Source organism: Arthrobacter horti, from assembly GCF_030731045.1.
In the GTDB taxonomy this organism is placed as follows: Bacteria; Actinomycetota; Actinomycetes; order Actinomycetales; family Micrococcaceae; genus Arthrobacter_E; species Arthrobacter_E nanjingensis.
The window spans coordinates 1-25,881 of the sequence record NZ_JAVALS010000010.1; the positions used below are offsets into that span (position 1 = coordinate 1).

The 25,881-nt window shown below is 68.6% G+C and carries 23 protein-coding genes; 8 read left to right on the plus strand and 15 right to left on the minus strand.

The window, feature by feature from the left end; genetic code table 11:
* Nucleotides 1–170 precede the first annotated feature (170 nt).
* Nucleotides 171–1,007, minus strand: coding sequence for a shikimate 5-dehydrogenase (locus Q9R02_RS12675; RefSeq protein WP_305997066.1), 837 nt, complete (start codon nt 1,005–1,007; stop codon nt 171–173).
* A 39-nt stretch (nt 1,008–1,046) separates the two neighbouring features.
* A complete protein-coding gene (locus Q9R02_RS12680; RefSeq protein ID WP_305997067.1) occupies nt 1,047–2,090 on the minus strand; it encodes an LLM class flavin-dependent oxidoreductase in 1,044 nt (347 codons plus the stop codon).
* Nucleotides 2,091–2,322: 232 nt separating this feature from the next.
* Here Q9R02_RS12680 and Q9R02_RS12685 point away from each other — a divergent pair, with 232 nt between their 5' ends.
* Complete coding sequence (locus Q9R02_RS12685; protein WP_305997160.1) at nt 2,323–3,477, plus strand: glutamate--cysteine ligase; 1,155 nt, start codon at nt 2,323–2,325, stop codon at nt 3,475–3,477.
* 127 nt (nt 3,478–3,604) lie between these two features.
* Nucleotides 3,605–3,937, plus strand: a complete 333-nt coding sequence (locus Q9R02_RS12690; protein ID WP_305997068.1) for a TfoX/Sxy family protein — start codon at nt 3,605–3,607, stop codon at nt 3,935–3,937.
* 12 nt (nt 3,938–3,949) lie between these two features.
* Here Q9R02_RS12690 and tsaD read toward each other — a convergent pair whose 3' ends face one another.
* From tsaD to alr, 5 genes are read right to left on the minus strand one after another with little or no spacing between them, the layout of a single operon-like run.
* Nucleotides 3,950–5,029 (minus strand): tRNA (adenosine(37)-N6)-threonylcarbamoyltransferase complex transferase subunit TsaD, encoded by a 1,080-nt coding sequence (gene tsaD, locus Q9R02_RS12695; protein ID WP_305997069.1) that lies wholly within the window; start codon nt 5,027–5,029, stop codon nt 3,950–3,952.
* A complete protein-coding gene (gene rimI, locus Q9R02_RS12700; protein WP_305997070.1) occupies nt 5,026–5,568 on the minus strand; it encodes a ribosomal protein S18-alanine N-acetyltransferase in 543 nt (180 codons plus the stop codon). Before rimI ends, tsaD begins: the two co-directional genes overlap by 4 nt.
* 19 nt (nt 5,569–5,587) lie before the next feature.
* A complete protein-coding gene (tsaB, locus tag Q9R02_RS12705; protein WP_305997071.1) occupies nt 5,588–6,280 on the minus strand; it encodes a tRNA (adenosine(37)-N6)-threonylcarbamoyltransferase complex dimerization subunit type 1 TsaB in 693 nt (230 codons plus the stop codon).
* Nucleotides 6,277–6,849 carry a tRNA (adenosine(37)-N6)-threonylcarbamoyltransferase complex ATPase subunit type 1 TsaE gene (tsaE, locus tag Q9R02_RS12710; protein ID WP_305997072.1) on the minus strand — a complete coding sequence of 191 codons (573 nt, stop codon included), beginning with the start codon at nt 6,847–6,849 and terminating at the stop codon, nt 6,277–6,279. The genes tsaB and tsaE overlap by 4 nt, the downstream gene beginning before the upstream one ends.
* Nucleotides 6,846–8,102 carry an alanine racemase gene (alr, locus tag Q9R02_RS12715; RefSeq protein ID WP_305997161.1) on the minus strand — a complete coding sequence of 419 codons (1,257 nt, stop codon included), beginning with the start codon at nt 8,100–8,102 and terminating at the stop codon, nt 6,846–6,848. The genes tsaE and alr overlap by 4 nt, the downstream gene beginning before the upstream one ends.
* A gap of 142 nt (nt 8,103–8,244) precedes the next feature.
* On the opposite strand from alr, the gene Q9R02_RS12720 reads away from it, so the two are divergent.
* The 3 genes from Q9R02_RS12720 (at nt 8,245) to Q9R02_RS16565 (ending at nt 12,514) form a co-directional block, all read left to right on the plus strand.
* On the plus strand, nt 8,245–9,459 hold the full coding sequence (locus Q9R02_RS12720; RefSeq protein WP_305997073.1) for a glycosyltransferase: 1,215 nt from the start codon (nt 8,245–8,247) through the stop codon (nt 9,457–9,459).
* A gap of 228 nt (nt 9,460–9,687) precedes the next feature.
* Nucleotides 9,688–11,100, plus strand: a complete 1,413-nt coding sequence (locus tag Q9R02_RS12725) for a DUF3100 domain-containing protein (protein ID WP_305997074.1) — start codon at nt 9,688–9,690, stop codon at nt 11,098–11,100.
* Nucleotides 11,101–12,016: 916 nt separating this feature from the next.
* On the plus strand, nt 12,017–12,514 hold the full coding sequence (locus Q9R02_RS16565) for a uracil-DNA glycosylase family protein (RefSeq protein WP_305997162.1): 498 nt from the start codon (nt 12,017–12,019) through the stop codon (nt 12,512–12,514).
* A 127-nt stretch (nt 12,515–12,641) separates the two neighbouring features.
* Here the strand turns inward: Q9R02_RS16565 and Q9R02_RS12735 are convergent, their stop codons facing one another.
* The 7 genes from Q9R02_RS12735 to mgrA all read right to left on the minus strand — a co-directional run bounded on the left by Q9R02_RS12735 (nt 12,642) and on the right by mgrA (nt 20,421).
* Nucleotides 12,642–13,385 carry a maleate cis-trans isomerase family protein gene (locus Q9R02_RS12735; protein ID WP_305997075.1) on the minus strand — a complete coding sequence of 248 codons (744 nt, stop codon included), beginning with the start codon at nt 13,383–13,385 and terminating at the stop codon, nt 12,642–12,644.
* A 3-nt stretch (nt 13,386–13,388) separates the two neighbouring features.
* A complete protein-coding gene (locus Q9R02_RS12740) occupies nt 13,389–14,834 on the minus strand; it encodes an amidohydrolase family protein (RefSeq protein ID WP_305997076.1) in 1,446 nt (481 codons plus the stop codon).
* A 1-nt stretch (nt 14,835) separates the two neighbouring features.
* A complete protein-coding gene (locus tag Q9R02_RS12745; RefSeq protein ID WP_305997077.1) occupies nt 14,836–15,615 on the minus strand; it encodes an aspartate/glutamate racemase family protein in 780 nt (259 codons plus the stop codon).
* Between the two features lie 38 nt (nt 15,616–15,653).
* Nucleotides 15,654–16,301: a GntR family transcriptional regulator gene (locus Q9R02_RS12750; RefSeq protein WP_305997078.1), complete on the minus strand. Its 648-nt coding sequence runs from the start codon at nt 16,299–16,301 to the stop codon at nt 15,654–15,656.
* Nucleotides 16,302–16,412: 111 nt separating this feature from the next.
* Nucleotides 16,413–17,756, minus strand: coding sequence for an MFS transporter (locus tag Q9R02_RS12755; RefSeq protein WP_305997079.1), 1,344 nt, complete (start codon nt 17,754–17,756; stop codon nt 16,413–16,415).
* Nucleotides 17,757–18,013: 257 nt separating this feature from the next.
* The gene (locus Q9R02_RS12760) at nt 18,014–19,099 is read right to left on the minus strand and encodes an inositol-3-phosphate synthase (RefSeq protein ID WP_305997080.1); all 1,086 of its coding nucleotides are present in this window, start codon (nt 19,097–19,099) and stop codon (nt 18,014–18,016) included.
* 305 nt (nt 19,100–19,404) lie between these two features.
* Nucleotides 19,405–20,421 (minus strand): L-glyceraldehyde 3-phosphate reductase, encoded by a 1,017-nt coding sequence (gene mgrA, locus Q9R02_RS12765; RefSeq protein ID WP_425279278.1) that lies wholly within the window; start codon nt 20,419–20,421, stop codon nt 19,405–19,407.
* A 286-nt stretch (nt 20,422–20,707) separates the two neighbouring features.
* On the opposite strand from mgrA, the gene Q9R02_RS12770 reads away from it, so the two are divergent.
* The 3 genes from Q9R02_RS12770 to Q9R02_RS12780 all read left to right on the plus strand — a co-directional run bounded on the left by Q9R02_RS12770 (nt 20,708) and on the right by Q9R02_RS12780 (nt 23,655).
* The gene (locus tag Q9R02_RS12770; protein WP_305997082.1) at nt 20,708–22,042 is read left to right on the plus strand and encodes a sensor histidine kinase; all 1,335 of its coding nucleotides are present in this window, start codon (nt 20,708–20,710) and stop codon (nt 22,040–22,042) included.
* A complete protein-coding gene (locus tag Q9R02_RS12775) occupies nt 22,039–22,725 on the plus strand; it encodes a response regulator (protein WP_305997083.1) in 687 nt (228 codons plus the stop codon). The genes Q9R02_RS12770 and Q9R02_RS12775 overlap by 4 nt, the downstream gene beginning before the upstream one ends.
* A 195-nt stretch (nt 22,726–22,920) precedes the next feature.
* A complete protein-coding gene (locus Q9R02_RS12780; protein ID WP_305997084.1) occupies nt 22,921–23,655 on the plus strand; it encodes a hypothetical protein in 735 nt (244 codons plus the stop codon).
* 88 nt (nt 23,656–23,743) lie between these two features.
* On the opposite strand, the gene glgX is transcribed toward Q9R02_RS12780, so the two are convergent.
* Nucleotides 23,744–25,867, minus strand: coding sequence for a glycogen debranching protein GlgX (gene glgX / locus Q9R02_RS12785; RefSeq protein ID WP_305997085.1), 2,124 nt, complete (start codon nt 25,865–25,867; stop codon nt 23,744–23,746).
* Nucleotides 25,868–25,881: the final 14 nt, after the last annotated feature.

A 25,881-nucleotide genomic window follows, 5' to 3' on the forward strand; every position in this document is an offset into this window, starting at 1 on the left:
CACCCAGCACGGACTCACCCGCCAACAAGCGGTGATACGCCTCCGCCCGGACCTCCCACGCGATCTTCTTCGCCACGCACACCCTCCACCATCAGGGTGTTGCGCTAACCTTCTGAACTCGCCACGGTCTTAGGGGCGTGAGCTGCGACTTCGCGGGGAGGTTCGAGGGGTCATGCCTCCTGGCGGGAGAACTCGCTCGCCTCCCGGACCAGCGCCGCGTCCGGGCGGACGCCCGTGTAGAGCACGAACTGCTCCTCGGCCTGGATCGACGCCACCTCGGCGCCCGTGATGACCGCCTTCCCCGCGGACCGGGCGGCTTTCAGGAGCGGCGTCTCGGCGGGCATGGCGACGACGTCGAACACCACCTGAGCGGCATCGATCGCCTCCTGCGGGAACGCCAGGGCATCCTCATCGGCGCCCCGCATGCCGAGCGGGGTGACATTGACCAGCACCTGAGCCTGCGCGCCCGACGCGAGGCGTCCGCCGTCGTCGTCCGCCTGCCAGGCGAAGCCGTAGAGCTCCGCGAGCGCGCGGCCCTTCTCCTCATTGCGCGCCACGAGCGTGACGTCGCGGAAGCCGGCGTCGCGGAACGCTGCCACCACGGCCTTGGCCATGCCGCCGGATCCCCGGAGCATGACGGAGAGCCCGGACGGGACCGCGTACTCCGCCAGAAGCCGCTCCACCGCCTGGTAGTCGGTGTTGTAGGCGGTGAGCACGCCGTGGTCGTTCACGATCGTGTTGACCGAGTCGATGGCCGCAGCGGACGGCGCCATGACGTCCACCAACGGGATCACGGCCTCTTTGTAGGGCATGGACACCGCGGCGCCCCGGATCGGCAGACCGCGGATCCCCTGCACCGCCCCGGCCAGATCCGCGGGCGCGAAGGCCTTGTAGACGTAGTTCAGGCCGAGCTTCTCATACAGGTAGTTGTGGAAGCGTGTGCCGATGTTGCTGGGGCGCGCCGCCAGGGAGATGCAGAGCGTCATGTCCTTGTTCAAGATGGCCATGGGCTCATTAAACGTCACCGCCCGGCAAAATTGTCATATTTATTTGACGGCCTGACTCTGTGACGCCGGGGACCAGCCCAGGGCCGGCCCGATGTTCTCGGCGAACTCCCGAACGATGTGGCGGACGTCGGCGTCATCGAACTGGAACGGCAATTCGATCAGGATCTCATCGGCACCCTGGAACCCGAGATCCTGACGGATCCGCTCCACGATCTCCTCGGTGGACCCGATGATGTCCCGGGCGATCAGGGTGCGCGCCCCCTCCGCGTACCGGGTCCGCGGCGTCCGCGCCTCCACGTAGGCCTCGAACTTCTCCCGCTGCTGGGCGGTGGCGTTGTCGGTCGGCAGGATCACGTGCCCCTTGGACACCACCGCCCGCTCCCCGGCCGGATGATGCTCACGGAAGCGGTCGATCTGCGCACGCTGGGCGAGCTCGAACTCCGTGAAACCGTCCGCACTGCAGATATTGCTGACCAGCAGCTTCAGCCCGGTGCGGCCCGCCCATTCCGCGGACCGCAGGGAGCCGCCGCCGTACCAGATGCGCGAGGCGAGACCTTCACTGTGCGGTTCCACGCGGTCCGAGGACATCTCCACCGCACCACCCAGGCCGATCTCCCGTTCCGTTTCATCCACCTGTACACCGCGGATGAATCCGAGGATCCTCTCAAGCCGGCCGTAGCTGATGTCCTCCTCACGCCAGCCCGGGCCCAGGATGTTCTCCGCCACCTGATCCGAGTGCTTCGCCGGCCCTACGCTGAGCCCCGGCTGAAGCCGTCCATCGGAGAGCAGATCGGCCAGCCCCAGGTCCTCGGCCAGGCGCAGCGGCGACTCGTACACGGTGGGGATCACAGCCGTTCCCAGCTCAAGGCGTCTGGTGCGCTGTGCCGCGGCCGCCAGGAACACCGCCGCCGACGGGACGCCGTACTGGACGTGGCGCGTGCGGATCCAGCCGCCGTCGAGCCCCAGCTCTTCACCGTATTCGAAGAGGCGGAGCGCTTCTTGGAGCCCTCGAGCGGGGTCGTCCCGCGTGAACGGCACAATGTGGAGGAAACCGAGCTTGGACAGCGGCCGCCGAGCGGACATGGCACCGGGCCTTTCATCGCAGTGGGACGGGCCGCAATGCGGGCCCAGTCCGCATTCTAAGACCGCTCCCCGGACCGCCGCCCGGGCCACGACACCTTCCGCAACACCTCTGTTACGGCCCCTGACCAGGACATCTGAGGCGCCGCCGGAGTCCTGCCATAAACTTGAGCAGGCATCGGCATGGTCTCCGGACGGCCACGCGAGGACGCCGATCAAAATGAAGGGGACCTACGTGCAGATCGACTTCGCGCACTCCGAGCAGTCCACGCTCGGCATCGAATGGGAACTGGCGCTCGTGGACGCCACCAGCGGTGACCTGAAGTCCGTGGCCCAGGAGGTCCTGCGCGAAGTCACCGTCCGCCACCCGGAGCTTCAGGAGGACGAGGAGCACCCGCACATCAAGCAGGAGCTCCTCCTCAATACGGTGGAACTGGTCACCGGCGTGCACCACCGCGTGGACGAGGCCAAGGATGATCTGCAGCGGAATCTGGCCGCGGTCCGCGAGGTCACCGACCCCATGGGCGTGGAGATGTTCTCCGCCGGCAGCCACCCCTTCAGCCCGCCCCAGCTCCAGCCGGTCACGGACAAGGAACGCTACGCCAAATTGATCGACCGGACCCAGTGGTGGGGCCGCCAGATGGTCATCTACGGCGTGCACGTCCATGTGGGCCTGAACCACCGGGACAAGGCACTTCCCGTCATGGACGCGCTCATGAACTACATGCCGCACTTCCAGGCGCTGTCCGCCTCCAGCCCCTACTGGGGCGGCGAGGACACCGGCTACGCCTCGCAGCGCGCACTCATGTTCCAGCAGCTCCCCACCGCGGGCCTGCCGTTCTCCTTCTCCTCCTGGGGCCAGTACGAGGACTACGTCCAGGACATGTTCACCACGGGCGTCATCGACACCGGCAGCGAGATCCGCTGGGACATCCGCCCCGTCCCGGCCCTGGGCACCATCGAGATGCGCGTCTGCGACGGCCTGGCCACCCTGGAGGAGGTCGGCGCGATCGCCGCCCTCACCCAGTGCCTGGTGGAGGAGGCCTCCCAGCAGCTCGACGCCGGCTGGGCCGTCCCCACCATGCCGCGCTGGCACCTCAAGGAGAACAAGTGGCGCGCCGCCCGCTACGGCATGGACGCCATCATCATCCTCAACCAGGCCGGTGACGAGCTCCTGGTCACCGAGCATCTGCGCAACAACGTCCTGAACCGGCTGGAGCCGATCGCCGCCAAGCTCGGCTGCGCCGACGAACTCGCCCACGTGGACCGCATCATCGAACGCGGCGCGGGCTACCAGCGCCAGCGCCGCGTGGCGGACGCCAACGACGGCGAGCTGCGCGCCGTCGTGCTCGATCTGGTCCAGCAGATGAGGCTCGGCCCGGACGCCTGAGCGCCCCTCTCCCCCTCCGCGAGAGGACAAACGTTGCCGCTTTCCGTCACGGAAGGCGGCAACAACTGTCTTCTCGCGGGGGCGATGGACCGTTGCGGGGCCGACGGCGCGGTGCGACGATGAGCGCGTGGCATACGACGAAGAGCTCGCCGCCCGGATGCGCGGTGCCCTGAGCGGCACCCCCGGGGTCAGCGAGAAGAAGATGTTCGGCGGGCTGGCGTTCCTGATCGGCGGGAACATGGCCGTCAGCGCGAGCGGCAACGGCGGCATGATGCTCCGCTGCGAGCCCGCGGACAGCGCTGAGCTGACCGCGGAGGCCGGCGTCGAACGCGTGGTGATGCGCGGCAAGACGATGGACGGCTGGCTGCGCGTGGACGACGCGGTGACCGCCGACGACGCCGGGCTGGCGCGCTGGGTGAAGGTCGGCGTCGACTTCGCGAGCTCGCTTCCGCCGAAGTAGGCCCACCGCCCCTTACGGCAGCAGGACCGTGGACACCGGCAGCGACGAGTCCGGGGCGAAGTCCAGGCTGGACGGTTCGGCGCCGTCCATGACCAGGCGGGAGGCGAGCGCCGCGACCATGGCGCCGTTGTCCGTGCACAGGCTGATGGGCGGCACGTGCAGCGTGATCCCGGCCGAGGCGCAGCGCCTGGCCGTCAGCTCACGCAGCCGCGCGTTCGCGGCCACCCCGCCGCCGAGCAGCAGCTCGGTGATGCCGTGCTCCTTGCAGGCCAGCATCGCCTTGGCGGTCACCACGTCCACCACTGCCTCCTGGAAGCTCGCCGCGATGTCCGCCACGGGCGGCTCCTCACCGCGCGCTTCGAACTGCTCCACACAGCGCGCGACGGCGGCCTTCAGACCGCTGAACGACCAGTCGTAGCGGTGCGGGCCGGGTTCGTCCGCGGTGCCCATGTACTTCGGCTGCGTCAGGCCGCGCGGGAAGCGGATGGCCTTCGGGTCACCCTCGCGGGACAGGCGGTCGATGACCGGTCCGCCCGGGTAACCCAGCCCCAGCAGACGGGCCGTCTTGTCGTACGCTTCGCCGGCGGCGTCGTCGATGGTGCTGCCCAGCATCTGAACGTCCTGGATGCCACGCACCCGCAGCACCTCCGTGTGCCCGCCGGAGACCAGCAGGGCGCCCAGGTTCTCCGGCAGCCCGTCCGCGAACACCTGCTCGGCCAGCAGGCCCACCGCCACATGCGCCACGAGGTGGTTGATCGCGAAGAGCGGCTTGCCGGTGGCGACGGCGAGCGCCTTGGCGGCACTGACACCCACCATGAGCGCGCCGGCCAGGCCCGGCCCGGCGGTGACGGCGATGCCATCCAGCTCGTCCAGCGTGACCCCGGCCTCCTTCAGCGCGGCGTCCAGGGCCGGGACGATCGCCTCGAGATGGGCGCGGGACGCGATCTCCGGGATCACCCCGCCGAAGCGGACGTGCTCATCCATGGAGGAGGCCACCGTGTTGCTCAGCAGCGTCCCGCCACGGACGATGCCCACGCCGGTCTCGTCACAGGAGGATTCGATGCCCAGGATCAGGGGTTCGGCCCGGTTCATGCGGTCCTTCCGTCGTGCTCGTTCTCCGGCGCGAGGGGCTCCTGCCCCAGCTCACGCCGCATGATCAGGGCGTCGATCCCGCCCTTGTAATACCGCTTCCGCACCGCGATCTGCTCGAAGCCGAAGCGCCGGTACAACTCCTGCGCCCTCGGGTTGTCCTTGCGGACCTCCAACAGGACGTCCTCGGCCCGGCCCTCGGCGGCGCGCTGCAACAGGGTGCGCAAGAGCGTGGAGCCTATCCCCCGGCCCTCGAACTCGGGGATCACGGCGATGGTCTGCACGTCCGCGATGGGCGGGATGCACATGAGCCCGGCGTAGCCCACCACGGTCCCGCCGATGGTCGCCACGAAGTACTCGCGGGTCTCGCGTTGCGCCAGCTCGGCCTGGAACATGTCCAGCGGCCAGGCGTCCTCCGGGAACAGCCGCAGCTCCAGCTGGTGGACCACGGGCAGGTCCTCCGGGGTCATGCCGCGCAGGGTGAACCCGGGGTCACGCTCGTCCACGGTGTACCGGCGGGGCGATTCGTCGTTGCCGCTCATGATCCGATTCCGTTCCTGATCACAGCGCCTTCTTCCGTGGGCCGGGGACCTGCGCATCGGACTCGCGGAGGTAGAGCGGCTCGGTCTCCAGGAGCTCCTCGCCACGGGCCAGGCGTTCCAAGGCGAGGGTGCCGAGCGCGACGGCGTCCGGCTGGGTACGCGCGAAGGCCTCCACCGGGGACAGCTCCTCCGGGTACAGGCCGGCGCCCGCGCCGTACACGGCACCGCCGGCGCCCAGCAACTCGTCCACGACGACGTCGGCGGGCCGCTGCACATGGGGACCGTCGAGCAGGCGCGGCGTGCCGGCGTCGTTCGCGTAGAGAGCCCAGTAGACCTCCTTGCGCCGCGCGTCCGTGGCGACCAGGAAGCGCTCCGGCGCGCCCGCCGCGACGGCATCCGCGGCGATCGCATCGAGGCTCATGACACCGTGCACGGGCAGGCACCAGGCGAAACCGAGCGTGCGCGCCACGGTCAGCCCGGCGCGCAGGCCGGTGAACGGGCCCGGGCCGACACCGGCCACCACCGCGTCAAGGTCCTTGCCGCTCAGGCCGGTCTCCTCCAGGAGGCGTGCGACGGCGGGAGCCGTCACCTCGGCATGGCTGCGGGTGTCCTCGGTGGCGAAGCGGGCCAGCACCTCGGTACCCTCCGCTCCCGCGCGCAGGATGGCCGCGCTGGCGATGGCCGAGGTGTCGATGGCCAGAATGGTGGTCACTGCTGTCCTTCCTGCGGCACCGCGATGCCGTCCACGGCCCATTCGGGGGCCTGTTCCCAGCGTTCGCCGAACGCCGTGACGGTGATGGTGCGGGGTTCGTCCTCGTCCTCGAAGTCCAGGACGATCTCTCCCGTGGTTTCGTCGCCGCCGCGCGGACGCTCCAGCTCGATCTCCAGACGGCTGGCGGCCAGCTGCTCGGCACGGTCCCGGCCCCACTCCACCACGGTGACCGAGGTGTCCAGGGTCTCCTCCAGGTCGATGTCCTCGAGTTCCTCCGCGCTGCCCAGGCGGTAGGCATCCACATGGACCAGATCCGGGCCTCCCGGCCGGGGGCCGTCCGGGAGGTTGGGGTGCTGCCGGGCCAGGACGAAGGTGGGCGAGATGATGCCCTCCCGCACGCCCAGGCCTCGGCCCAGGCCCTGGGTGAAGGTGGTCTTCCCCGCGCCGAGCCCGCCGCTCAGGATGAGAAGGTCACCGGCCCGCAGGCTCTGGGCGATGCGCACGGCGAGATCCTGCGTCTGGTCCACATCGGCCACCTGGAAAACCGCGGTCCAGAGGGGGCGGCTCATGCGGCGTCCCCGCCGTCGGTGGCCTCGTTGTCCGTTGCCCCGCCGCCCGCTGCCCCGCTGTCCACGGCCTCGCCGGCGGCCTCGCTGTCCACATAGACGCGCGGCACCCTTGAACTGATCCGGGTGACGATCTCATAGTTGATGGTCCCGGCGGCGGACGCCCAGTCGTCGGCGAGCGGGCCGCCGTCGTGCCCGTCCCCGAACAGCACCGCGGGCTCCCCCACCAGCGCGGCGCGCTCTTCCTCGCTCAGGCGCGTGCCCAGGTCCAGGACCATCTGGTCCATGGCGATGCGGCCAACCACGGGGTAGGTGGCGCCGCCCAGGCGCACGGGTCCGCCGGTGGCGACGCGCGGCACGCCGTCGGCGTAACCGAGCGGGATGAGGGCCAGCGTGGTGGGGTCGTCCGTGCGGTAGTTCAGCCCGTAGGAGACACCCTGGTCCGCGGGGACGGCTTTGCAGTTGGCCACGCGGGTCAACAGGGTCATGGCCGGGATCAGGCCGAGCTCGGGGCTGCGCTGGTCGGTGAAGGGCGAGAGGCCGTAGATGCCGATGCCCACGCGGACCAGGTCGAAGTGCGCATCCGGACGGGTGAAGGCGGCCGGGGTGTTCGCGATGTGGCGGACCTCCGGGTCGATGCCGGCGTCCTCGGCGAGCGCCAGCGCCTCCCGGAAGACGTCCAGCTGCTGGTCCGTCTCCTCGCGGTGCGGCTCGTCCGCCACGGCCAGGTGGGAGAAGATGCCCACCACGCGCAGCAGGCCCTCGTCCTGATGTTCCACGGCCTCGCCCACCAGGCGGTCCCAGGACTCCACCGTGGAGCCGTTGCGGCCCAGGCCGGTGTCCACCTTCAGGTGCACACGGGCCGGGCGCTCCACCTGCCGGGCGGCCGCGACGATGTGCTCCAGCTCCCAGCCGGAGCAGCCCAGGTCGATGCCGGCCTCGATGGCGGCGGCGAAGTCGGTGTCCGGGGTGTGAAGCCAGGCGAGCAGGGGCGCCTCGATGCCGGCGGCACGCAGGGCGAGCGCCTCGCTCACATGCGCCGTACCGAGCCAGGACGCGCCGGCGTCCAGCGCGGCCCGCGCAACTTGCACGGCACCGTGCCCGTAGCCGTCGGCCTTGACCACGGCCATGACCTTGGCCGGTGCGGCGATCCCGGCGATCCGGCGGACGTTGTGCCGGATCGCGGCGAGATCCACGACGGCGGCGCGCTCGGGAAGCGACACGGCGTGCACGCCGGGTGTGTCCTCAGGGCTCAGGGCGGCTGGGGTCTCAGAAGTCACCCGACAATTCTAAGAGTTCCCGCCCCACGTCACGCTCAGCCCGCCGCCGCCCCGGAGAGTAAAGTCAGCCCTGGGGCCGGACGCCCCGCCTCTCACCAGCAGGAACCCGAGGAATCCCATGCCGCAGATCAGACGCGTCGCGTTCCTCTCCCTGCACACCTCACCCCTGGAGCAGCCCGGCTCGGGCGACGCCGGCGGCATGAACGTCTACGTCCGCTCCCTGGCCTCCGCGCTGGCCCGGCAGGGCACCGAGGTGGAGGTGTTCACCCGCTCCTGGTCCCCTGATCAGCCCCGCGTGGAACACCCCGAGGCCGGCGTCTGCGTCCACAACATCAAGGCCGGCCCGGCACACCGGATCCCCAAGGAACGCCTGCCAGGGCTGATTCATCAGATGGCGGATGAAATCGACGCGATCCGCGCCACCCAGCCTGCCGGGCACTACCAGGCCATCCATTCCCATTACTGGCTCTCCGGGGTGGCCGGGCTGTATCTGTCCCGCGCCTGGAAAATCCCGCTGATCCACACCATGCACACCATGGCGCGCGTGAAGAATCTGCATCTGCACTCCGGGGAGAACGCCGAACCGGAGAATCGTGAGCAGGGCGAACAGCTCGTTGCGGACCACGCGGCACGCCTGGTGGCGAACACCGTCGCCGAGTCTGCAGAGCTCCAGTCCCACTATGAGGCCGATCCGCGGCTCATCGACGTGGTGGCGCCCGGCGTCGACCTGGACGTCTTCACGCCGCAAGGGGTCCGCCGCCATCCGGGCGGCTTCCACGTGGTGTTCGCAGGGCGCCTGCAGCGGCTCAAGGGGCCTCATGTGCTGGTCCAGGCGGCCGCGGCCCTGCGGGCCCGGCGGCCGGACATCCCTCTGAAGATCACCCTGCTCGGTGAGCACAGCGGGGCGCGGCACTACGATCTTGACGCCATCATCGCCGAGTCCGGGATGGCCGACGTCGTGACCCGCCACGGCGCGGTGCCGCGCGAGGAGCTGGCGGCCTGGCTGCGCTCCGCGGACGTCGTCGCGATGCCGTCCTACAGCGAGTCCTTCGGCCTGGTCGCGCTCGAGGCGCAGGCCTGCGGCACTCCCGTGATCGCCACCCGCGTGGGCGGCCTGGCGCAGGCGGTGGCCGACGGCATGAGCGGCCTCCTCGTGGAGGGGCACCGCATCACGTCCTGGGCGGCCGCGCTGGAGAAGCTGCACGACGACGTCGCGCTCCGTGCCGCGCTCGGCGCCGGCGCCGTCCGGCACGCCGCCGCGTTCGGCTGGGACAGCGCGGCGCGCGCGACGCTGGCGTCCTATCGGAAGGCCCTGACGGCTCCTCGGGCCTGACAGTGCAAGCGCTTCTGGACGTCAAAGTTCTGAAGCATCCATTTGGTATTCCAAATAGTGGACAGATTTGGGTAACAAAGCGAAATCTGAGACGAAAACCGACCCTCCATCCTTTTTCTCAGGAATTTTCCTGGCGTCTTGCCTTGGCGGTGTGATACAGCTTACGATTTTCTGTATCCCAAATGGCGGGGAGTATTTCTCGCCCCAGCACTTCACAAAGGTCATCAGATGTCTGACGAAGCAAGTACCACTCCCCAGGCCGTGCCCGTGCACGGCGGCGAGGCGGACACCACAAAGAGGTGGTTCAAGCCCTCCGCCAAGCAGTGGACCTCCATGATCCTGCTCTCCGCAGTGATCTGCTCCGCCGCGATCCTGGTCGGTACGTACACCATCCCTCTCGGCAAGGCCGCCATCGTGCTGCAGCCGGTCCTCTGGGCGGTGCTCATGGGCGCCGTCATCGGCGTCCAGCGCTGGAAGCCCCTCTCCGGTGAGAACCGCGCCGTCAACTCGGTCCTGCTGAACGTCAGCATCGTCCTCTTCCTGGCAGCCCTCGGCGTCGGAGTGGGCCCGTCCCTGGGCAAGCTCAGCACCATAGGCCCGGCCATCGTCCTGCAGGAGGTCGGCCACATCTTCGGCACCGTCATCCTGGCGCTGCCGGTCGCCGTGGCCCTCGGCCTCGGCAAGGCCGCCATCGGCGCCACCTGGGCGATCGACCGCGAGTCCTACCTGGCCTACGCCCTGCAGAAGTTCGGCGTGAAGTCCCCCATCTACCGTGGCGTCTTCTCCGTCTGGCTCCTGGGCAGCGTCTTCGGCGCCGTCTTCATCTCCCTGCTGGCCGGCATCCTCGGCGGCCTGGGCATCTTCGACGTCCGTTCCCTGGCCCTCGGCCTCGGGCTGGGCTCCGGCTCCATGATGATCGGCGGCGCCGCGGCGCTGACCGCCATCCACCCGGACCAGGGTGCGGAGATCCTCGCCCTCGCGGGTCTGTCCAATCTGGTGACCAACCTGGTGGGCTTCTACGCCGGCGTCTTCGTCTCGATGCCGATCTCCCAGCGCCTGTACAAGTTCTGGTCCCGACTGTTCCGCCGCAATGACGACGGCCACCGCCTCGATTCCAACGGTAACGCCATCGTTCCGGCCACCAAGCGCAAGGAGGACAACTCGGACGGTCTGGACGTCAACGCGGTCATCAAGGACCCCGAGGTCGCCATGGGATCCAAGCTGTGGATCATGGTGTTCGTGGCGAGCCTCGCCGTGGGCCTGCTCCTCAACGTCCTCGGAACCCACAAGTTCGCACCCACCCAGATCACCGGCATCCTCCTGCTCGGCGTGCTGACCGCGATCGCCTTCGTGCTCAGCAAGCTGATGCCGAACGTCCCGCCGAGCGTCTGGGTCCTGGCCCTGGCCACCCTGGTGACCGCCCCGTTCTTCCCGGGTTCCTCGGTGCTGGTGTCCATCACCAAGGACTTCAACCCGCTGTACGTGGGCCTCGGCTCCATCGCGATGCTCGGGCTGAACATCGGCCGCGACGTCAACGCCCTCAAGACGCTCAACTGGCGTCTCATCATCATCGCCTGCATCACCTTCACCGCGAGCTTCGTGGCCGCGGCGGGCCTGGCGCAGTTCGTCATCCACCTCTAGGCCGCACGCCCGGAGCCCGAAAGCGGCGGGACGGTTCCTTGGAACCGTCCCGCCGCTTTTCCGTGTCCGGTCCACGTCTCCGCGCCCGGCCGTTCCACCCCCGCCTTTGTGGTTGACCCACCGAAATTTCCGTGGGTCAACCACAAAGGCGGGGGTGAGCTGCGCCGTCGGACCCCGGGAACAGCAATAGAGGGAGACCTTGGCCACGGGCATCCCAAAACCGTCCCGCGGCTTGCTAATATTGGTAGTCTCACCGGCTTTCCGGTGGGCACCCCTCACCCCACCCTCCCGGCCTGGATCGGGCGCACTGCTCCGCGCCCAAAAAACGGGCCCCTGCATGACCGAGGAGAGCCCTGCCCTCATGACCGCCCTGGCCGACACGGATTACTTCGAGGACGAGGATTACGACAGCCGTAGCTCCCGCTATGACGAGGGCTTCGGCCACACTCACGATCCTGACGACGACCACTACGACAATGGCTTCGACGAGCTGGACAAGCTCCTGGACGGCCTCTTCATCGATGAGGACGACGCCGGTCCGGACGCCCCGGCGAAGGCCGCAAAGAAGCCCGGACGCAAGCCGGCGGTGAATGCCACCGTGTCCCAGGACGGCCCCGCCGCCAAGGCCACGGTCAAGAAGACGGCCAAGACGCCGCCCAAGGCCAGTGAGGTCATCACCCGCCGCATCGAGCCGGCGGTCCCCGCCGAGCCCGCGATCGCAGAGCCCGTGACCCCGGAACCGGCCGTCGAGGCCGTGCCCGCCGTCGTCGACTCCGAGGAGACGGAAACCGAGACCGCAGAGCTGCCGGAGCTCCCGGACAGCCCGTTCTTCGCCCCGCACATCGCTCCGGTGAACCAGCACGTGGAGTTCCTGCGCAGGCTGCGCCCCGGCTTCGAGGTCCCGTACGTGGACCCGATGCACTCAGTCGAGGAATGCCGGATCGTCACGCTGTTCTCCAACAACAGCGAGCCGTCTCCGAACGGCGTGGTGTGGGCCGGCGACGACGCCGCGGCCACTCGCCTGCTCGGCCTGCAGTTCCAGCTGGGCCTGCGCCCGGAGTGGATGATGCCGTGGAACACCCACCCGTGGTTCACGCCGGGTGAGGCCAACGGCAAGCTCACACCTGAGCAGGTCAGCGCCGGTCTGAAGCCGCTCCTGGCACTCCTGCGCATCCTCCCCCGCGCCTCCGCCATCGTGGCACACGGCACCGAGGCGAACCGCCTGGCCCAGATGCTGCTCAAGACGGACAACCCGCTCATCTGGCGCCGCGGCCTCAAGGTCTACAAGGCCCGTTCCCTGCACGGCCGTAGCTTCGCCGGTTCCAAGGAACGCCAGACCGAATGGCTGATCGACATGGGCCGCTCCTACGCGGACGCCATGGGCCGCGCCGGCCTGCAGACCGGCCGCCGCTGAGGCCCTGACATGACAAAGGCCCCCTCCGAACGGAGGGGGCCTTTTCGTTGAGTGCTCAGTTGTGGTGGCCTGGCGGGCAGTCAGGCCACCACAACTGAGCACTCAACGTGAGCACGACGGCGGGAGGCTAGCCGAGCAGGCGGCCCCACTTCGGATCGAGCAGGGGTGCGCCGGCCAGGTCCAGGCAACGCCACAGGGTGACGGCCACGGAGTCCAGGACGGCCACGCCGGTGCTCTGCTCCACCTCGGCCGTGACCGGGGCACCGTACAGGTTGGTGCACAGGTACACCAGGGCGTCCGGGGCGTCGGCGGCGAGCTCCTCGGACGGGCCCACCAGGGCCTCCGGGCGGACCCGGGCGAAGGACTCGTTGTCGCTCAGGCCCAGGGCACGGTGCCCGCTGATGTCGATGCCCTCGGCCTCGTAGCGCGCGGCGACCTGCTCGTTCACGTCCGCAGTGTACGGCGTGACCAGGCCGATGCTCTTGGTGCCGAAGCGCTCGAAGGCGTCGAAGTAGGCCAGGGTGGACGTGGTGGCGGGGATGCCGGTGGCCGCCGTGATCTCCTCGACAATGGCGCGGTCGTGCTCCACGCCCAGCCAGGAGCCGGAAGTCCCGTTCCAGGCGATGACGTCCACATCCGCAGTGGCCAGGAGTTCGGCGGCGGCACGCATGCCGGCGGCGTCGAACTGCTTGTCCGAGCCGGAATCCAGCGCGATCCGGGTCACCGGAATGCGTGCCGAGTGGATGGTCACGTCCTCGCGGTCGCCCAGGATGCGGTAGCTCATGGGCTCCAGGCAGGTGTTGGAGGACGGGACGATCATCCCGATGCGCACGGGGCGCTGCGTGCTGACGGTGTTCTGTTCCTGCGTCATTCTCTAGACGGCCTTTCCTGCGAGAGGGGCGGGGGCCACGAGGCCCTGACGTGCATCTGCCTGGGCGGCACGGGCCACCAGACGGCCCACGGCGCCCGGGTCGTGGAAGCCGTCGGCGTCCAGGACCACGCGGCCTCCGGAGACCACGACCTCGGGCCAGCCACGCAGCTCCTTGCCGTCGAAGGGCGAGAAGTCGGTGCCCATGTGCAGGGCGGCGCCGTCCACCACGCGGGACTCGGCCGGGTCGAAGATGACCAGGTCGGCGTCGAAGCCGGGGACGATGGCACCCTTGCCGGGCAGCGCGTTGATCCGGGCGGGGCCCGCGGAGAACAGTTCCACGAAGCGCTGCAGGACGGCGTCGCTCACGGACAGGCCCTCACCCGCGGTCTCCACCAGGGCGGTGAACGCGGACGGCATGCGGGTCTCCACGCCCGGAAGGCCGTGCGGCATCTGACGGATGTCGTCGGTGCGCTCACGCTTCTGGGTGAGGTCGTAGCAGGAGTGGTCACTCGACGCCGTGTGGATGGTGCCGGAGGCGAAGCGCTCCTTGAGCGCGGCCACCGTCTCGGCCGAACGCATCGGCGGGCAGCACGCGAACCACTCCGGGAAGCGCGAGGCGTACACGCCGTCGTCGAGCAGCAGGTAGTGCGGGCAGGTCTCGGAGTAGGCCTCCACGCCGCGGCCGCGGGCGTCCGTGACGAGGTCGACGGCGCCGGGCGTGGACTGGTGCACGAAGTACACCGGGGTGCCGATGTACTCGGCCATGGCCAGGACCTCCTGCACGGAGGCCTCCTCGGCCAGCTCCGGCCGGGTCTCGTGGAGGTGCTCGATACCGATCTCGCCCTTGGCCGCGTGCTCCTCGGTGCAGTCCACGATCATGGCGTCGTGCTCGGCGTGGATGTACGTCAGGCCATCCAGGCGCTTCATCTCCTTCATGACCTTCAGCACCGTGTCGTTGTCACTCATGGTGCCGCCGCGGTTGGTCATGTACATCTTCACGGAGCGGATGCCCATCCCGGCCAGCGCGTCCAGCTGCGCGGGGACGGTCTCGTCCCAGCTGATCACGGAGCCGTGGAGCGCGACGTCGCAGCGGGCCTCGCGGGCCAGCTCACTCTTGTTGCGGGCCGCCTCGAGGGGGGTCTCCGAGGAGTCGCGCGGGATGCCGAAGTCCATGATGGTGGTGGTGCCGCCCCAGAGGGCTGCGGAGGAGGTGGTGGCGTAGTCGTCCAGCGTGCGGAAGCGGCCGGTGATCTGGGCGACGTGGCAGTGCCCGTCGATGCCACCGGGAATCACGGCGCGGCCCTGGGCGTCGATGACTCGGTCCGCGGCCGGGACGGCCTCGGCGGCGTCCACGATGGCCTCGATGCGGCCATGCGTGATCAGGATGTGTCCGGTGGACGTGCCGTCGGCGTTGACGATCCGGGCGTTGGAGATGACGAGCTCGGTCATGTCACTTGCCCCCTTCCGGGGTTGCTGAGGAGGGATTCTGGGTGAGGGTGAGTGCGAGATCCAGGGCGGGCGAGAGCCCGGCGCGGCGCTTGAGCGGCGGGGCCGCGAACGCTCCGTCGCGGTGGGTGCCGGAGGCGAGCCCGACGACGGCCTCCGCCATGCGGATGCCGGAGCCGATGCCGTCGACCACCGGGACGGGGATCTGGTGGCTGACCTCGCGTGCCAGGCCCGCCAGCGGGGCGCCGGCCAGGATGATGACGTCCGCGCCATCCTCTTCGACGGCCTGCTTGGCCAGGGCGACGAGGGTGGGACCGAAGTCCTCCTGGACCGTGCCGATGCCGCCCAGGGCCTCCTTGATGGAGCGGATGGACGCCAGGCGCCCGGCCAGGCCGAAGCCTTCGACGCATTCGCGGTACCAGGCGGTGATCCGGTCCGAGATGGCGATGATGGAGAAGCGGTGCCCCTGCAGCGCCGCGGCGCACAGCGCGGCCTCGGTGATGCCGATGACCGGGACGTCCACGAGCTCTTTGAGTGCCGGCATGCCCGGGTCGCCGAACGCGGCGACCACCACGCCGTCGACGGTTCCCGCGTGAGCCGCGATGACCTCCGCGACGGCGCCCGCGGCGATCAGTGACTCAAGGCGGGTCTCGATGTACTCGACGCCGTAGGGCGCGGTCTCGACGACGAGTTCGGTCGCCGGCCCGGCGGAACGTTCCGCCTCGGCCCGGATGAGGCTGGTGACGTCCTCACTGATGTTGGGGTTGATCACAAGAAGTTTCATGTCGGTCTTTCGTCGGCAGTCACCGTTGCCGGACGGCATCACACGGTGTCTGGGTACTGTTCGCGGTATTTCTCGATGTGGTGGGCCGATTGGGCCTCAGCCCGGTCGGGGTCGCCGCTGGCGACGGCCTCCAGCAGCTCGCGGTGCTCCCGGATGATTTCCGGGAGGTCCCGGACGTGGCGGAAGAGCCAGTGCATCCGGCCCTGGAGGGGCTCCAGTGCCGTCCGGAGGAAGGTGTTGTCCGCGATCCGCGTCAGCTCATCGTGGAATTCACTGTTGAAGCGGTGGGCGTCCGCCAGGCTTCCCCGGGACAGTGCCTCCTCGGCCTGCTCCACGAGCCTGCGGAGCCCGGCCAGGTCCTCCTGGGTGGCCCGCTCGGCCGCCAGGCGGCAGGTCAGGACCTCCAGGGCGATCCGGACGTCGAACAGATCGTCGACGTCCTTGTCTTCCAGGGCCGTGACGACGGACCCGCGGGTGGCCCGCTCCGTCAGGAGTCCCTCCTGCTGGAGCATCCGGAGCGCTTCGCGAACCGGGAGCCTGGAGACGTGGAACTCGGCCGCCAGATCCCGCTCCACCATGCGGGCGCCGGGGGCATAGTGTCCCTCGAAGATCCGGGTCCGGAGAGTGTCCCGGATGACCTCACGCAGCGGGGCGTCGCGTTGGGTCTCTTCCACAGGCTGCGCCACGGCATCCCCCTCGGTAGTCGTATGTTTTCTGGGATCCCAGCTTAGCGTCGCGGGAGACGGAAGTGCCGCGTGTCCGCAGACCGGACAAGGGGTCCACGGACACGCGGTGCATCAGACGGCCAGACGCTTGCTGTAGTCGAGCACCAGGACGGAGATGCCCATGACGATCGCGGAGGCCACGAAGTAGAGCAGTGCCCAGGTGTAGCCACCCGTGGCGCCCACGATGAAGCCCACGATGATCGGGGTGATCATGCCGGCGATGTTGCCGCTGAGGTTCATGGCGCCGCCCAGGACACCGGCGTTGGCGCGGCCGCCCAGGGTTGCCGGGACGGCCCAGAACAGACCCACCCAGCGGAGGAAGAACAGCACCACGGAGAGCAGGACCACGGCGGTGATCGGATCGGCCACCACGGTCACACCGACCAGGCCGAGGGTGACCACCAGGGAGGAGAGGCCCAGCAGGGAGCGCATCACCTTATTGGTGTCGTGACCCTTGGCACGGAGCTTGTCGGCCAGGGAGCCGCCCAGGATCTCACCGACGAAGCCGGCGCCGAAGATCACGAAAGTGGACCAGCCGATGGTGTTCAGGTTGAAGTGCTTGGCCTGGGACAGGTACAGCGGGCCCCAGGTGAGCAGGCCGTAGAACACGCCGTTGAAGCCGAACCAGCCGAGGCACATGGCCCAGAAGGAGCGGAACTTCAGGTACGGGAGGAGACCACGACGGGTGCTGGTGACGCCCTGCGCCTCAGCCTCGGCGTCTTCGGCACGGTGGGAGGCCTCGATGTACTCGGCCTCGGCGCCATTGACGGCCTTGTGGTCGCGGGGGTTGTCACGGACGTACCACCAGATGGCCAGGCCGAGGAGGACGGTGAGGATACCGGCGGTGACGAACGCCATGCGCCAGCCGCCCATCGTGGAAATCAGCCAGGTGATGAAGATGCCGCCCACGCCGGCGCCGAGCGGAGCACCGGCGTCGAGGATGGTGGCGCCGCGGCCGCGCTCCTTGGAGTGCATCCACAGGGCGTTGAGCTTGCCGCCGGACGGCATCACGCCGGCCTCGGTGATGCCGATGCCCATGCGGGCGATCAGCATCGGGATGAAGCCACCGGCCATGCCGGAAGCCGCGGTGGCAGCGCCCCAGCCGATGCAGGAAGCCGTGACGACCTTGCGCGGGCCGAAGCGGTCGATCAGCCATCCGACCGGGACCTGCATGAGGGCGTAGGTCCAGAAGAAGGCGGACAGCAGCAGGCCCACCAGCTCGGGGCCGATGTTGAATTCCTTCTGGATGATGGGAAGGGCGACGGAGATCGAGCCGCGGTCGATGTAGTTCACGGAGACCAGCACCAGGAGAAGCAGGAACAGCTTCCATCGGACGTTGGTGGGCTTGGACTTGCTGCTCGAGGTCGAGTCAGGCGCCGCAGCGGTGCTTGCCGCGGTGTCTTGGGGAAGGGACACGAGGTCCTCCTTCGCTTCTTCGGGAAGGGCATGCCGGGCGCCGTGGGCCGGCCCGGGGAGGTCTATTTGGGATCCCGCGTTGGGATCCCAAAATCAAATATAGGTATGACCCCAGTCACAGTCAAGACTTGGGATCCCAGAATCCAATATGACGGCCTGGCCCCTGACCCCACCGCACGCGGGCACTCCCGGAAACGCCGGAGGGCGCCCGTCCTCAGACAGGCACCCTCCGTAGATCTTCCCAGTTCAGTGTGGGATCAGCGCTCCCGCTCACCGCGGATGAAGGCCTCGACGTTCTCGCGGGCGGTGGTGTCGTCCACCTGCTCGGGCGGGGACTTCATGAAGTAGCTGGACGCGGAGAGCAGCGGGCCGCCGATGCCACGGTCCAGGCCGATCTTGGCGGCACGGATGGCGTCGATGATGACACCGGCCGAGTTCGGGGAGTCCCAGACCTCCAGCTTGTACTCCAGGGACACCGGAGCGTCACCGAAGTTGCGGCCCTCCAGGCGGACGAAGGCCCACTTGCGGTCATCCAGCCAGGCCACGTAATCGGACGGGCCGATGTGCACGTCGTCGGCGCGCAGCTCGGCCTCGACGTTGGAGGTCACGGCCTGGGTCTTGGAGATCTTCTTGGACTCCAGGCGATCGCGCTCCAGCATGTTCTTGAAGTCCATGTTGCCGCCGACGTTCAGCTGGTACGTGCGGTCCAGCGTGACGCCGCGGTCCTCGAACAGCTTGGCCATCACACGGTGGGTGATGGTGGCGCCGATCTGGCTCTTGATGTCATCGCCCACGATCGGCAGCTTGGCCGCCTCGAACTTGGCGGCCCACTCCGGCGTGCCGGCGATGAAGACGGGCAGGGCGTTGACGAAGGCCACGCCCGCGTCGATGGCACACTGCGCGTAGAACTTGGCGGCCTCTTCACTGCCCACGGGCAGGTAGCAGACCATGACGTCCACCGCAGCGGCCTTGAGGGCGGCGACCACGTCCACCGGCTCCTCGGGGGCTTCCACGATCGTCTCGCGGTAGTACTTGCCCAGGCCGTCCAGGGTGTGTCCGCGCTGCACCGTCACACCGGTGCTCGGCACATCGGCGATCTTGATGGTGTTGTTCTCGCTGGCGCCGATCGCATCGGCCAGATCCAGGCCCACCTTCTTGGCGTCCACGTCGAAGGCCGCCACGAACTGCACATCGCGCACGTGATACGGACCGAACTCGACGTGCATCAGCCCCGGGATGGTGCTGCTGGGATCGGCGTCCTTGTAATACTCGACGCCCTGAACCAGGGATGCGGCGCAATTGCCAACACCGACGATGGCAACACGGATGGGATGTGACGGCACGGAACTCCTTAGTCAGAACAGGGCTGCAGGCCCCCTCTCCGGCCCCGTTCTGACGGCCCCGGCGAGCAGCAGCGAGCGCGCCGGTTCCCCTCTTTCGGAGCCGGAGCGCTCAAGCAGTCTATCGAAAACGCCCGAGCGGTCAGAAAACCGCCCGGCAAAGGGACAACACCGCACAGTCCGTTTTTAGTCCACCGTCCACATCGTGGAACGCGGACGACGGCGGCACCCGCCTCGGGCGCGTCCGCTCGGCCTGGGGCGGACGACGGCGGCCGGTGGGCCGGCGTCGTCGTCCGCCGTGGCGCCGCTCAGCCCTGCCGGTGCGCCTTGGGTGCCCAGCGGTTGATGTCCGACTCGACCGCGAACTCGTCGATGGCCTGCAGTTCCCCGGCCGTGAAGGCGAGGTTCTCCAGGGCGCCGAGGGTGTTCTCCAGCTGGGCGACGCTGGAGGCTCCCACAAGGGCCGACGTCACCGAGGAGCCCTTGGGCTGTTCGCGCAGGATCCAGGAGATGGCCATCTGCGCCAGGCTCTGGCCACGCCCGGAGGCGATGGCGTTGAGACCGCGCACCCGTGTCATCTTCTCGTCGGTGAGGGAATCGGCGCTGAGGAAGCGCGCCTGGGCCGCACGGGAGTCCGCCGGCACGCCGTCCAGGTAGCGGTCGGTGAGCATGCCCTGGGCCAGCGGGGAGAAGGCGATGCAGCCGGCGCCGACCTCGTCCAGGGCCTCATAAAGATTGGGGGAACCGTCCTCCGTCCAGCGGTTCAGGAGCGAGTAGCTGGGCTGGTGGATGAGGAGTGGAGTGCCGAGTTCCTTCAGGATCCGGGCCGCCTCCAGGGTCTGTTCCGGGGTGTAGGAGGAGATGCCGGCATAGAGGGCTCGGCCGGAGCGGACGGCGAAGTCCAGGGCTCCCATGGTCTCCTCGAGCGGCGTCTCAGGGTCCGGACGGTGGCTGTAGAAGATGTCCACGTACTCAAGGCCCATGCGCTTCAGGGAGGCGTCCAGGCTGGAGATCAGGTACTTGCGGGAGCCCCATTCCCCGTAGGGGCCCTCCCACATGTGATAGCCGGCCTTGGTGGAGATGACCAGTTCGTCCCGGTAGGGGCGGAAGTCCTCGGCCAGGTGGCGGCCGAAGTTGCTCTCCGCGCTCCCGGGCGGCGGGCCGTAGTTGTTGGCCAGGTCGAAGTGCGTGACGCCCAGGTCGAAGGCGCGGCGCAGGATGGCGCGCTGGGTTTCGAAGTTCTTGTCGTCACCGAAGTTGTGCCAGAGGCCCAGGGAGATGGCGGGCAGCTTCAATCCGCTGCGGCCCACCCGGCGGTAGGGCATGGTCTCGTAACGCTGAGGGGATGCAAGGTAGCTCACCCGCTCATCCTCCCACCCCTCCCGCGAAACAAGCGGAAGGCGCAGGGGTCCCCGGTCGAGGAACGAGACCTGGGTGCGCCGAGAGCGCATTTAATCGCAGTCCAGCGCGGCACGACTGCGATCAAATGGCGGTTCGCGGGAGGGCCGGGGCCGGCACCAGAGCGCCGCAGGGTGGATTCCTCTCCACCGCCCGGATGAACGCGTACCGATCGGCCGGTTTCGGCCTGTCCGCTCCCCTACGCTGAATCCCATGATCAGCTCGCTTCAGGCTTCCTCGGATACCGCTCTCAGGAAGCGGCCACTCTCGGGAACCCCGGTCGGCTCCGGCTCCCGGCTCCGTGCCCCCTGGCTTCGTGCCTCCTGGCTTCTCTGGGCTCCGGGTGCTGCGGCACTGTTCGTGCTGATCGGCGCGTTCCCGGTGGAGGGGCACGGCTTCGACCGCAGCCTGAGCGTCACCATCGCCTTGAGCGCCGCTGTGGCGGCCGCGCCTTTGGCCCCCTGGACAGCACTGGCGTTCGCCGGGCTGACGGTGGCGGGACAGTCATTGGGGGTTGTCCCGCCGCCGTTCGTCTCCGGGGTGTGGGCGTATGTGGCGATTCCGCTGCTGCTGTTCGTCACCACCCTCACGCAGCTGAAGCGCTCAGCGCGCACGACGACGGCGGGCCGTCCAGCGCCGTCGAACCTCCGGAAGGCCGCGGCGCTGCTGTCCGCACCGCCGATGTCGACCGCGCTGGCCGGCGTCGTCCTGTCCGCTCTGATCGCGGTCGCCTGCGTGGGAGACGTCACCTGGATGAACAACGTGCTTCCGTCGGCCTTCGGCTTCGGGCGGCTCCGCCTGGCCGTATACGCGACATTCCTCTTCCTCTCAGCCGTGTGCTTGTGCCTCGCGGCATGGGGCGCGGCCTTGATAGTCCACCGCGCCGGGACGAGTGAGGCGGCTCATCAGGAGGCCGAGGCGACAGTGCAAGCGCAGGCCGTCACCCTCGCACTGCAGAACGAACGCGAACGGATCTCCCGCGAACTGCACGACATCCTGGCCCATTCGCTCACCGTCATCGCCGCACAGGCGGACGGGGTCCGGTACATCGCGGCGACGGAACCCGAAACGGCCCAGGAGTCGGCGGGTGTCATCGCCTCCGTCGCCCGGACGGCACTCCGGGACGTGCGCCATCTCCTGGAATCCGGTCCTGACCAGGACGGACCCGCTCCAGGCCTCGAAGACCTGCCCGAGCTGCTGGAACGCTTCCGCGGCAGCGAGATGCCGGTCCGGCTGGAGCAGGACGCCGTCGTGCTGTCGCCCGCACAGCAGCTGGCGGTCTACCGCGTGGTCCAGGAGTCGCTCACCAACGCGTTCCGCCACGGCCAGCGCGCGCAGGGCGCCCATGTGAGGATCTCCAAACATCACGACGGCGGGGTGGAGCTGGAGGTGGTCTCCGTGCTGGACCCGGGGCGGGAACCGAAGTCCCTTGGGGAGCGCCGCGGCCTGGGCATCGCAGGGATGCGGCAGCGGGCGGAGGCCTTGGGTGGCTCCCTGCATGCCGGTCCCGCGGCGAGCCATTTCACCGTGACGGCGGTGCTGCCATGAGCGACGCGAACCTCTCGGGGCCGAACCCACCGATCCGGGTGGCCCTGGTGGACGATCAGCCGCTCTTCAGCGCCGGGCTGAAGATGATCCTGCGCAGCCAGCCCGATCTGGAGCTGGTGGGCGAGGCGGTGGACGGCGAAGCGGCGCTGAGCATGGCAGCGGAGTTCCGCCCCGACGTCGTGCTCATGGACATCCGCATGCCGAAGCTGGACGGCATCACCGCCACGCGGCGGATGCTGTCCGGCGACGGGCCTCATCCGCAGGTGATCGTCCTGACCACCATCCAGCACGACGAGGCCGTGGTCCGCGCCATCCAGGCGGGAGCCGCCGGCTTCCTCACCAAGGACACCACGCCGGAGTTCCTGCTCGCAGCCATTCGCACGGTCCATGCCGGGCACAGCGTCATGGCCCCGAAGGCGAGCAACGAGCTGCTGCGGGATTATCTGACGCCCCCGGAGGCGGACCATTCGGTCCTCGACGGATTGAGCGAGCGCGAGCAGGAGGTGTTCCTGGCCGCGGCGCGCGGGCAGAGCAACGCCGAGATCGCGGCGGGCCTGTTCCTGGGCGAGGCCACCGTGAAGACCCACATGGGGAACATCCTCACCAAGCTCCGGCTGAAGAGCCGGATCCAGCTGGTCGCGTTCGCGTACGAACACGGCCTGCTGTCCACGAAGAGCTCCTGAATCCACCACCGAGAGGCAATCATGAAGACAAGGAATTGGGGCCTTGGAATCCTGGCACTGGGAGCGGTCGCGGCCGTGACCGCCGGGACGATCGCCCCGCACAGCGATGCAGTACCCGGGCCACAAGCATCCCAGGCGGCATTCGAAAGAGTCGAGCCCGCAGCCACGGCGAAGCCCGGGGTGATGGATGAGGTCATGAACCTCATCCAGGAACCGAAGGCGGTGTTCGACGCGCGGATGAAGGTCAGCTATGCCTGTATGACGTCCGCAGGCTTCCCTGGATTCGCGGGTAGCGGGCAAGCCGACCAGTTCAATGACATGACTTCGTCGTTGTACGGATTCAGCGCACTCACCGTCCAGCAAGCTCGGCTGACCGGCTACGAAACATCCGCGGGCAGCGAGTCAGGTGTCCGGACGACGTCCGATCGGTCCATGCTCAAGGCATATCTGGGGATTGATCCGGCAGATGCCGGAGGCGTCACACCGGACTTCTCCAAAGGTTGCCGTGGCGAAGGCCTGATGGCCGTGTACGGATTTACGAATGTGGACCGTGCGCTGGGCGCTGGTATGGAAATCGTGATGCCTGCGACTCACTCCGCCCACCAGGACCCCGCCATCGCGGAGTCCTTGCAGGCATGGTCCGCGTGCATGAACGAGTCCGGGTACCCAAACCTGAAGGCCCCCAGCAACGCCTATTCGGTCGCGATCAACGCGACGATATCTGCCGGCGACGTCTCTTCTCCGCCCGAAGCCCGCAAACTCGCCGTCGCCGACGTCACCTGCCGTGACAAGACCAACCTGGTTCCCCGCCTGGACGAGGTCCTGGCCCGCTACCTGACCACCGCCGTCGAACAGCACGCCAGTGAGCTGGCCAAGGTCACAACCATCCGCGAGCAGGCGTCCGCCCGCGCGGCGTCGTTGTCCAAGTAGTCCCTTCGCGAGAAGCCACGTACGCACGGTCCCAGCCGAAAACACTGTGCATACGTGGCTTCTCGCGGGGAAGCGCCGGAGAGAAGCGCTACCCTCGCCAGCCCTGCAGCACCAGCATGGACTTGGCCGGGACCTTCACCGTGGCCCGGGCCGCGTGGGATCCCCTGCACTCCGCGCCGGAGGTGTCCAGGACCGGGGTCCAGCTCACCGCGAAGTTCTCGCCTGGGAGCCGGAAGTCCACCTCGTCGTCGTGGGCGTTGAAACAGAGCATGAAGTCGTCGTCCAGGATCTCCTCGCCCCGCTCCCCCGGCGCCTGGATGGCGCCGCCGTTGAGGAACATCGCCAGGGTCCGGGCGAAGCCGTTGTTCCAGTCATCGTCCGTCATCTGCGTCCCGTCCGTGTCCAGCCAGACGACGTCGGGCAGCCACTCGCCTTCCGACGTCGCCGCCGGCCGGCCGTCGAAGAAACGACGGCGGCGGAACACCGGGTGCTCATGGCGCAGCTTGCTCACGGCGGCGGTGAACTCCACCAGCCCGGCATCCACGGCGTCCCAGTGCACCCAGCTGAGCGGCGAGTCCTGGCAGTAGGCGTTGTTGTTGCCCTGCTGGGTCCGCCCGAGCTCGTCGCCGTGCAGGATCATGGGCACGCCTTGAGACAGCAGGAGCGACGCCAGCAGGTTCCTCTGCTGCCGCGAGCGCAGCGCCAGAACGGCGGGATCGTCCGTGGGACCTTCCACGCCGCAGTTCCAGGACCGGTTATGGGACTCCCCGTCCCGGTTCTCCTCGCCGTTGGCCTCGTTGTGCTTCTGGTTGTAGGACACCAGGTCCTTCAGGGTGAAACCGTCGTGCGCGGTGACGAAGTTGATGGACGCCATGGGGCGGCGTCCCGAGTGCTCGTACAGATCCGCGGAGCCCGTCAGCCGGGACGCGAACTCGCCGAACGTCGCCGGCTCACCGCGCCAGAAGTCCCGGACGGTGTCCCGGTATTTGCCGTTCCACTCGGTCCATTGCGGCGGGAAATTGCCTACCTGGTACCCGCCGGGCCCCACGTCCCACGGCTCCGCGATGAGCTTGACCTGGGACACCACCGGGTCCTGCTGGACCAGTTCGAAGAAGCTGGACAGCTTGTCCACGTCGTAGAATTCGCGGGCCAGCGTGGCCGCCAGATCGAAGCGGAACCCGTCCACGTGCATCTCCGTGACCCAGTACCGCAGCGAGTCCATGAGCAGCTGCAGCGAGTGCGGATTCCGGGCGTTCAGCGAGTTCCCGGTGCCCGTGTAGTCCATGTAGTACTGCGGGTCATCGTCCATCAGCCGGTAATACGCCGCGTTGTCGATGCCCCGGAAGGACAGGGTGGGCCCCAAGTGGTTTCCCTCGGCCGTGTGGTTGTAGACCACGTCCAGGATGACCTCGATGCCGGCCCGGTGCAGATCCCGCACCATGGCCTTGAACTCCTGGACCTGCTCCCCGTGGTCGCCGCTGGCCGAATACCCGTTGTGCGGGGCGAAGAAGCCGATGGTGTTGTAGCCCCAGTAGTTCGCCAGCCCCTTGTCCTGCAGGACGGAGTCGTTGACGAACTGGTGCACGGGCATCAGCTCGATCGCCGTCACCCCCAGCTCCTGCAGGTGCTTGATCACGGCCGGATGCGCGACGCCAGCGTAGCTGCCGCGCTGCTCGTCCGGCACCTCCGGATGGAGCATGGTCAGCCCGCGCACATGGGCTTCGTAGATCAGGCTCGCGTGATACGGGGTACCCGGCGCACGGTCGCCCGCCCAGTCGAAGAACGGGTTCACCACGACACCCAGCATCATGTGCGGCGCCGAATCCTGGTCATTGCGGCTGGCCGGATCGGCGTGGTCATAGCAGAACACCGCCGGATCCCAGTCGATCTCCCCGGCCACGGCCTTGGCGTAGGGGTCCAGGAGGAGCTTGGCCGGGTTGAAGCGGTCGCCGTGGGCAGGATCGTAGGGACCGGACACCCGGTAGCCGTATTTCTGGCCCGGCTTCACCGACGGCAGGTACGCGTGCCACACATAGCCGTCCACCTCGGTGAGGGGGATGCGCTGCTCGGTGCCGTCCTCGTCCAGGAGGCACAGCTCCACGCCCTCGGCCCGTTCACTGAACAGCGCGAAGTTGGTTCCCGCGCCGTCGTAGGTGGCGCCCAAGGGATACGCCTTGCCCGGCCACACCTGATGATGAATCACACGTTCCACGCGCACTCCTCCTC

Coding starts and splice junctions, on each gene's coding strand:
- Q9R02_RS12725 (WP_305997074.1), top strand. CDS start 9,688: ATGTCTGACGAAGCAAGTACCACTCCCCAGGCCGTGCCCGTGCACGGC.
- Q9R02_RS12735 (WP_305997075.1), bottom strand. CDS start 13,385: ATGACGCAGGAACAGAACACCGTCAGCACGCAGCGCCCCGTGCGCATC.
- Q9R02_RS12675 (WP_305997066.1), bottom strand. CDS start 1,007: ATGGCCATCTTGAACAAGGACATGACGCTCTGCATCTCCCTGGCGGCG.
- Q9R02_RS12740 (WP_305997076.1), bottom strand. CDS start 14,834: ATGACCGAGCTCGTCATCTCCAACGCCCGGATCGTCAACGCCGACGGC.
- Q9R02_RS12745 (WP_305997077.1), bottom strand. CDS start 15,615: ATGAAACTTCTTGTGATCAACCCCAACATCAGTGAGGACGTCACCAGC.
- rimI (WP_305997070.1), bottom strand. CDS start 5,568: ATGAGCGGCAACGACGAATCGCCCCGCCGGTACACCGTGGACGAGCGT.
- tsaE (WP_305997072.1), bottom strand. CDS start 6,849: ATGAGCCGCCCCCTCTGGACCGCGGTTTTCCAGGTGGCCGATGTGGAC.
- mgrA (WP_425279278.1), bottom strand. CDS start 20,421: ATGCCCTACCGCCGGGTGGGCCGCAGCGGATTGAAGCTGCCCGCCATC.
- tsaD (WP_305997069.1), bottom strand. CDS start 5,029: ATGAACCGGGCCGAACCCCTGATCCTGGGCATCGAATCCTCCTGTGAC.
- Q9R02_RS12775 (WP_305997083.1), top strand. CDS start 22,039: ATGAGCGACGCGAACCTCTCGGGGCCGAACCCACCGATCCGGGTGGCC.
- Q9R02_RS12680 (WP_305997067.1), bottom strand. CDS start 2,090: ATGTCCGCTCGGCGGCCGCTGTCCAAGCTCGGTTTCCTCCACATTGTG.
- Q9R02_RS12780 (WP_305997084.1), top strand. CDS start 22,921: ATGAACCTCATCCAGGAACCGAAGGCGGTGTTCGACGCGCGGATGAAG.
- Q9R02_RS16565 (WP_305997162.1), top strand. CDS start 12,017: ATGCACTCAGTCGAGGAATGCCGGATCGTCACGCTGTTCTCCAACAAC.
- Q9R02_RS12770 (WP_305997082.1), top strand. CDS start 20,708: ATGATCAGCTCGCTTCAGGCTTCCTCGGATACCGCTCTCAGGAAGCGG.
- Q9R02_RS12720 (WP_305997073.1), top strand. CDS start 8,245: ATGCCGCAGATCAGACGCGTCGCGTTCCTCTCCCTGCACACCTCACCC.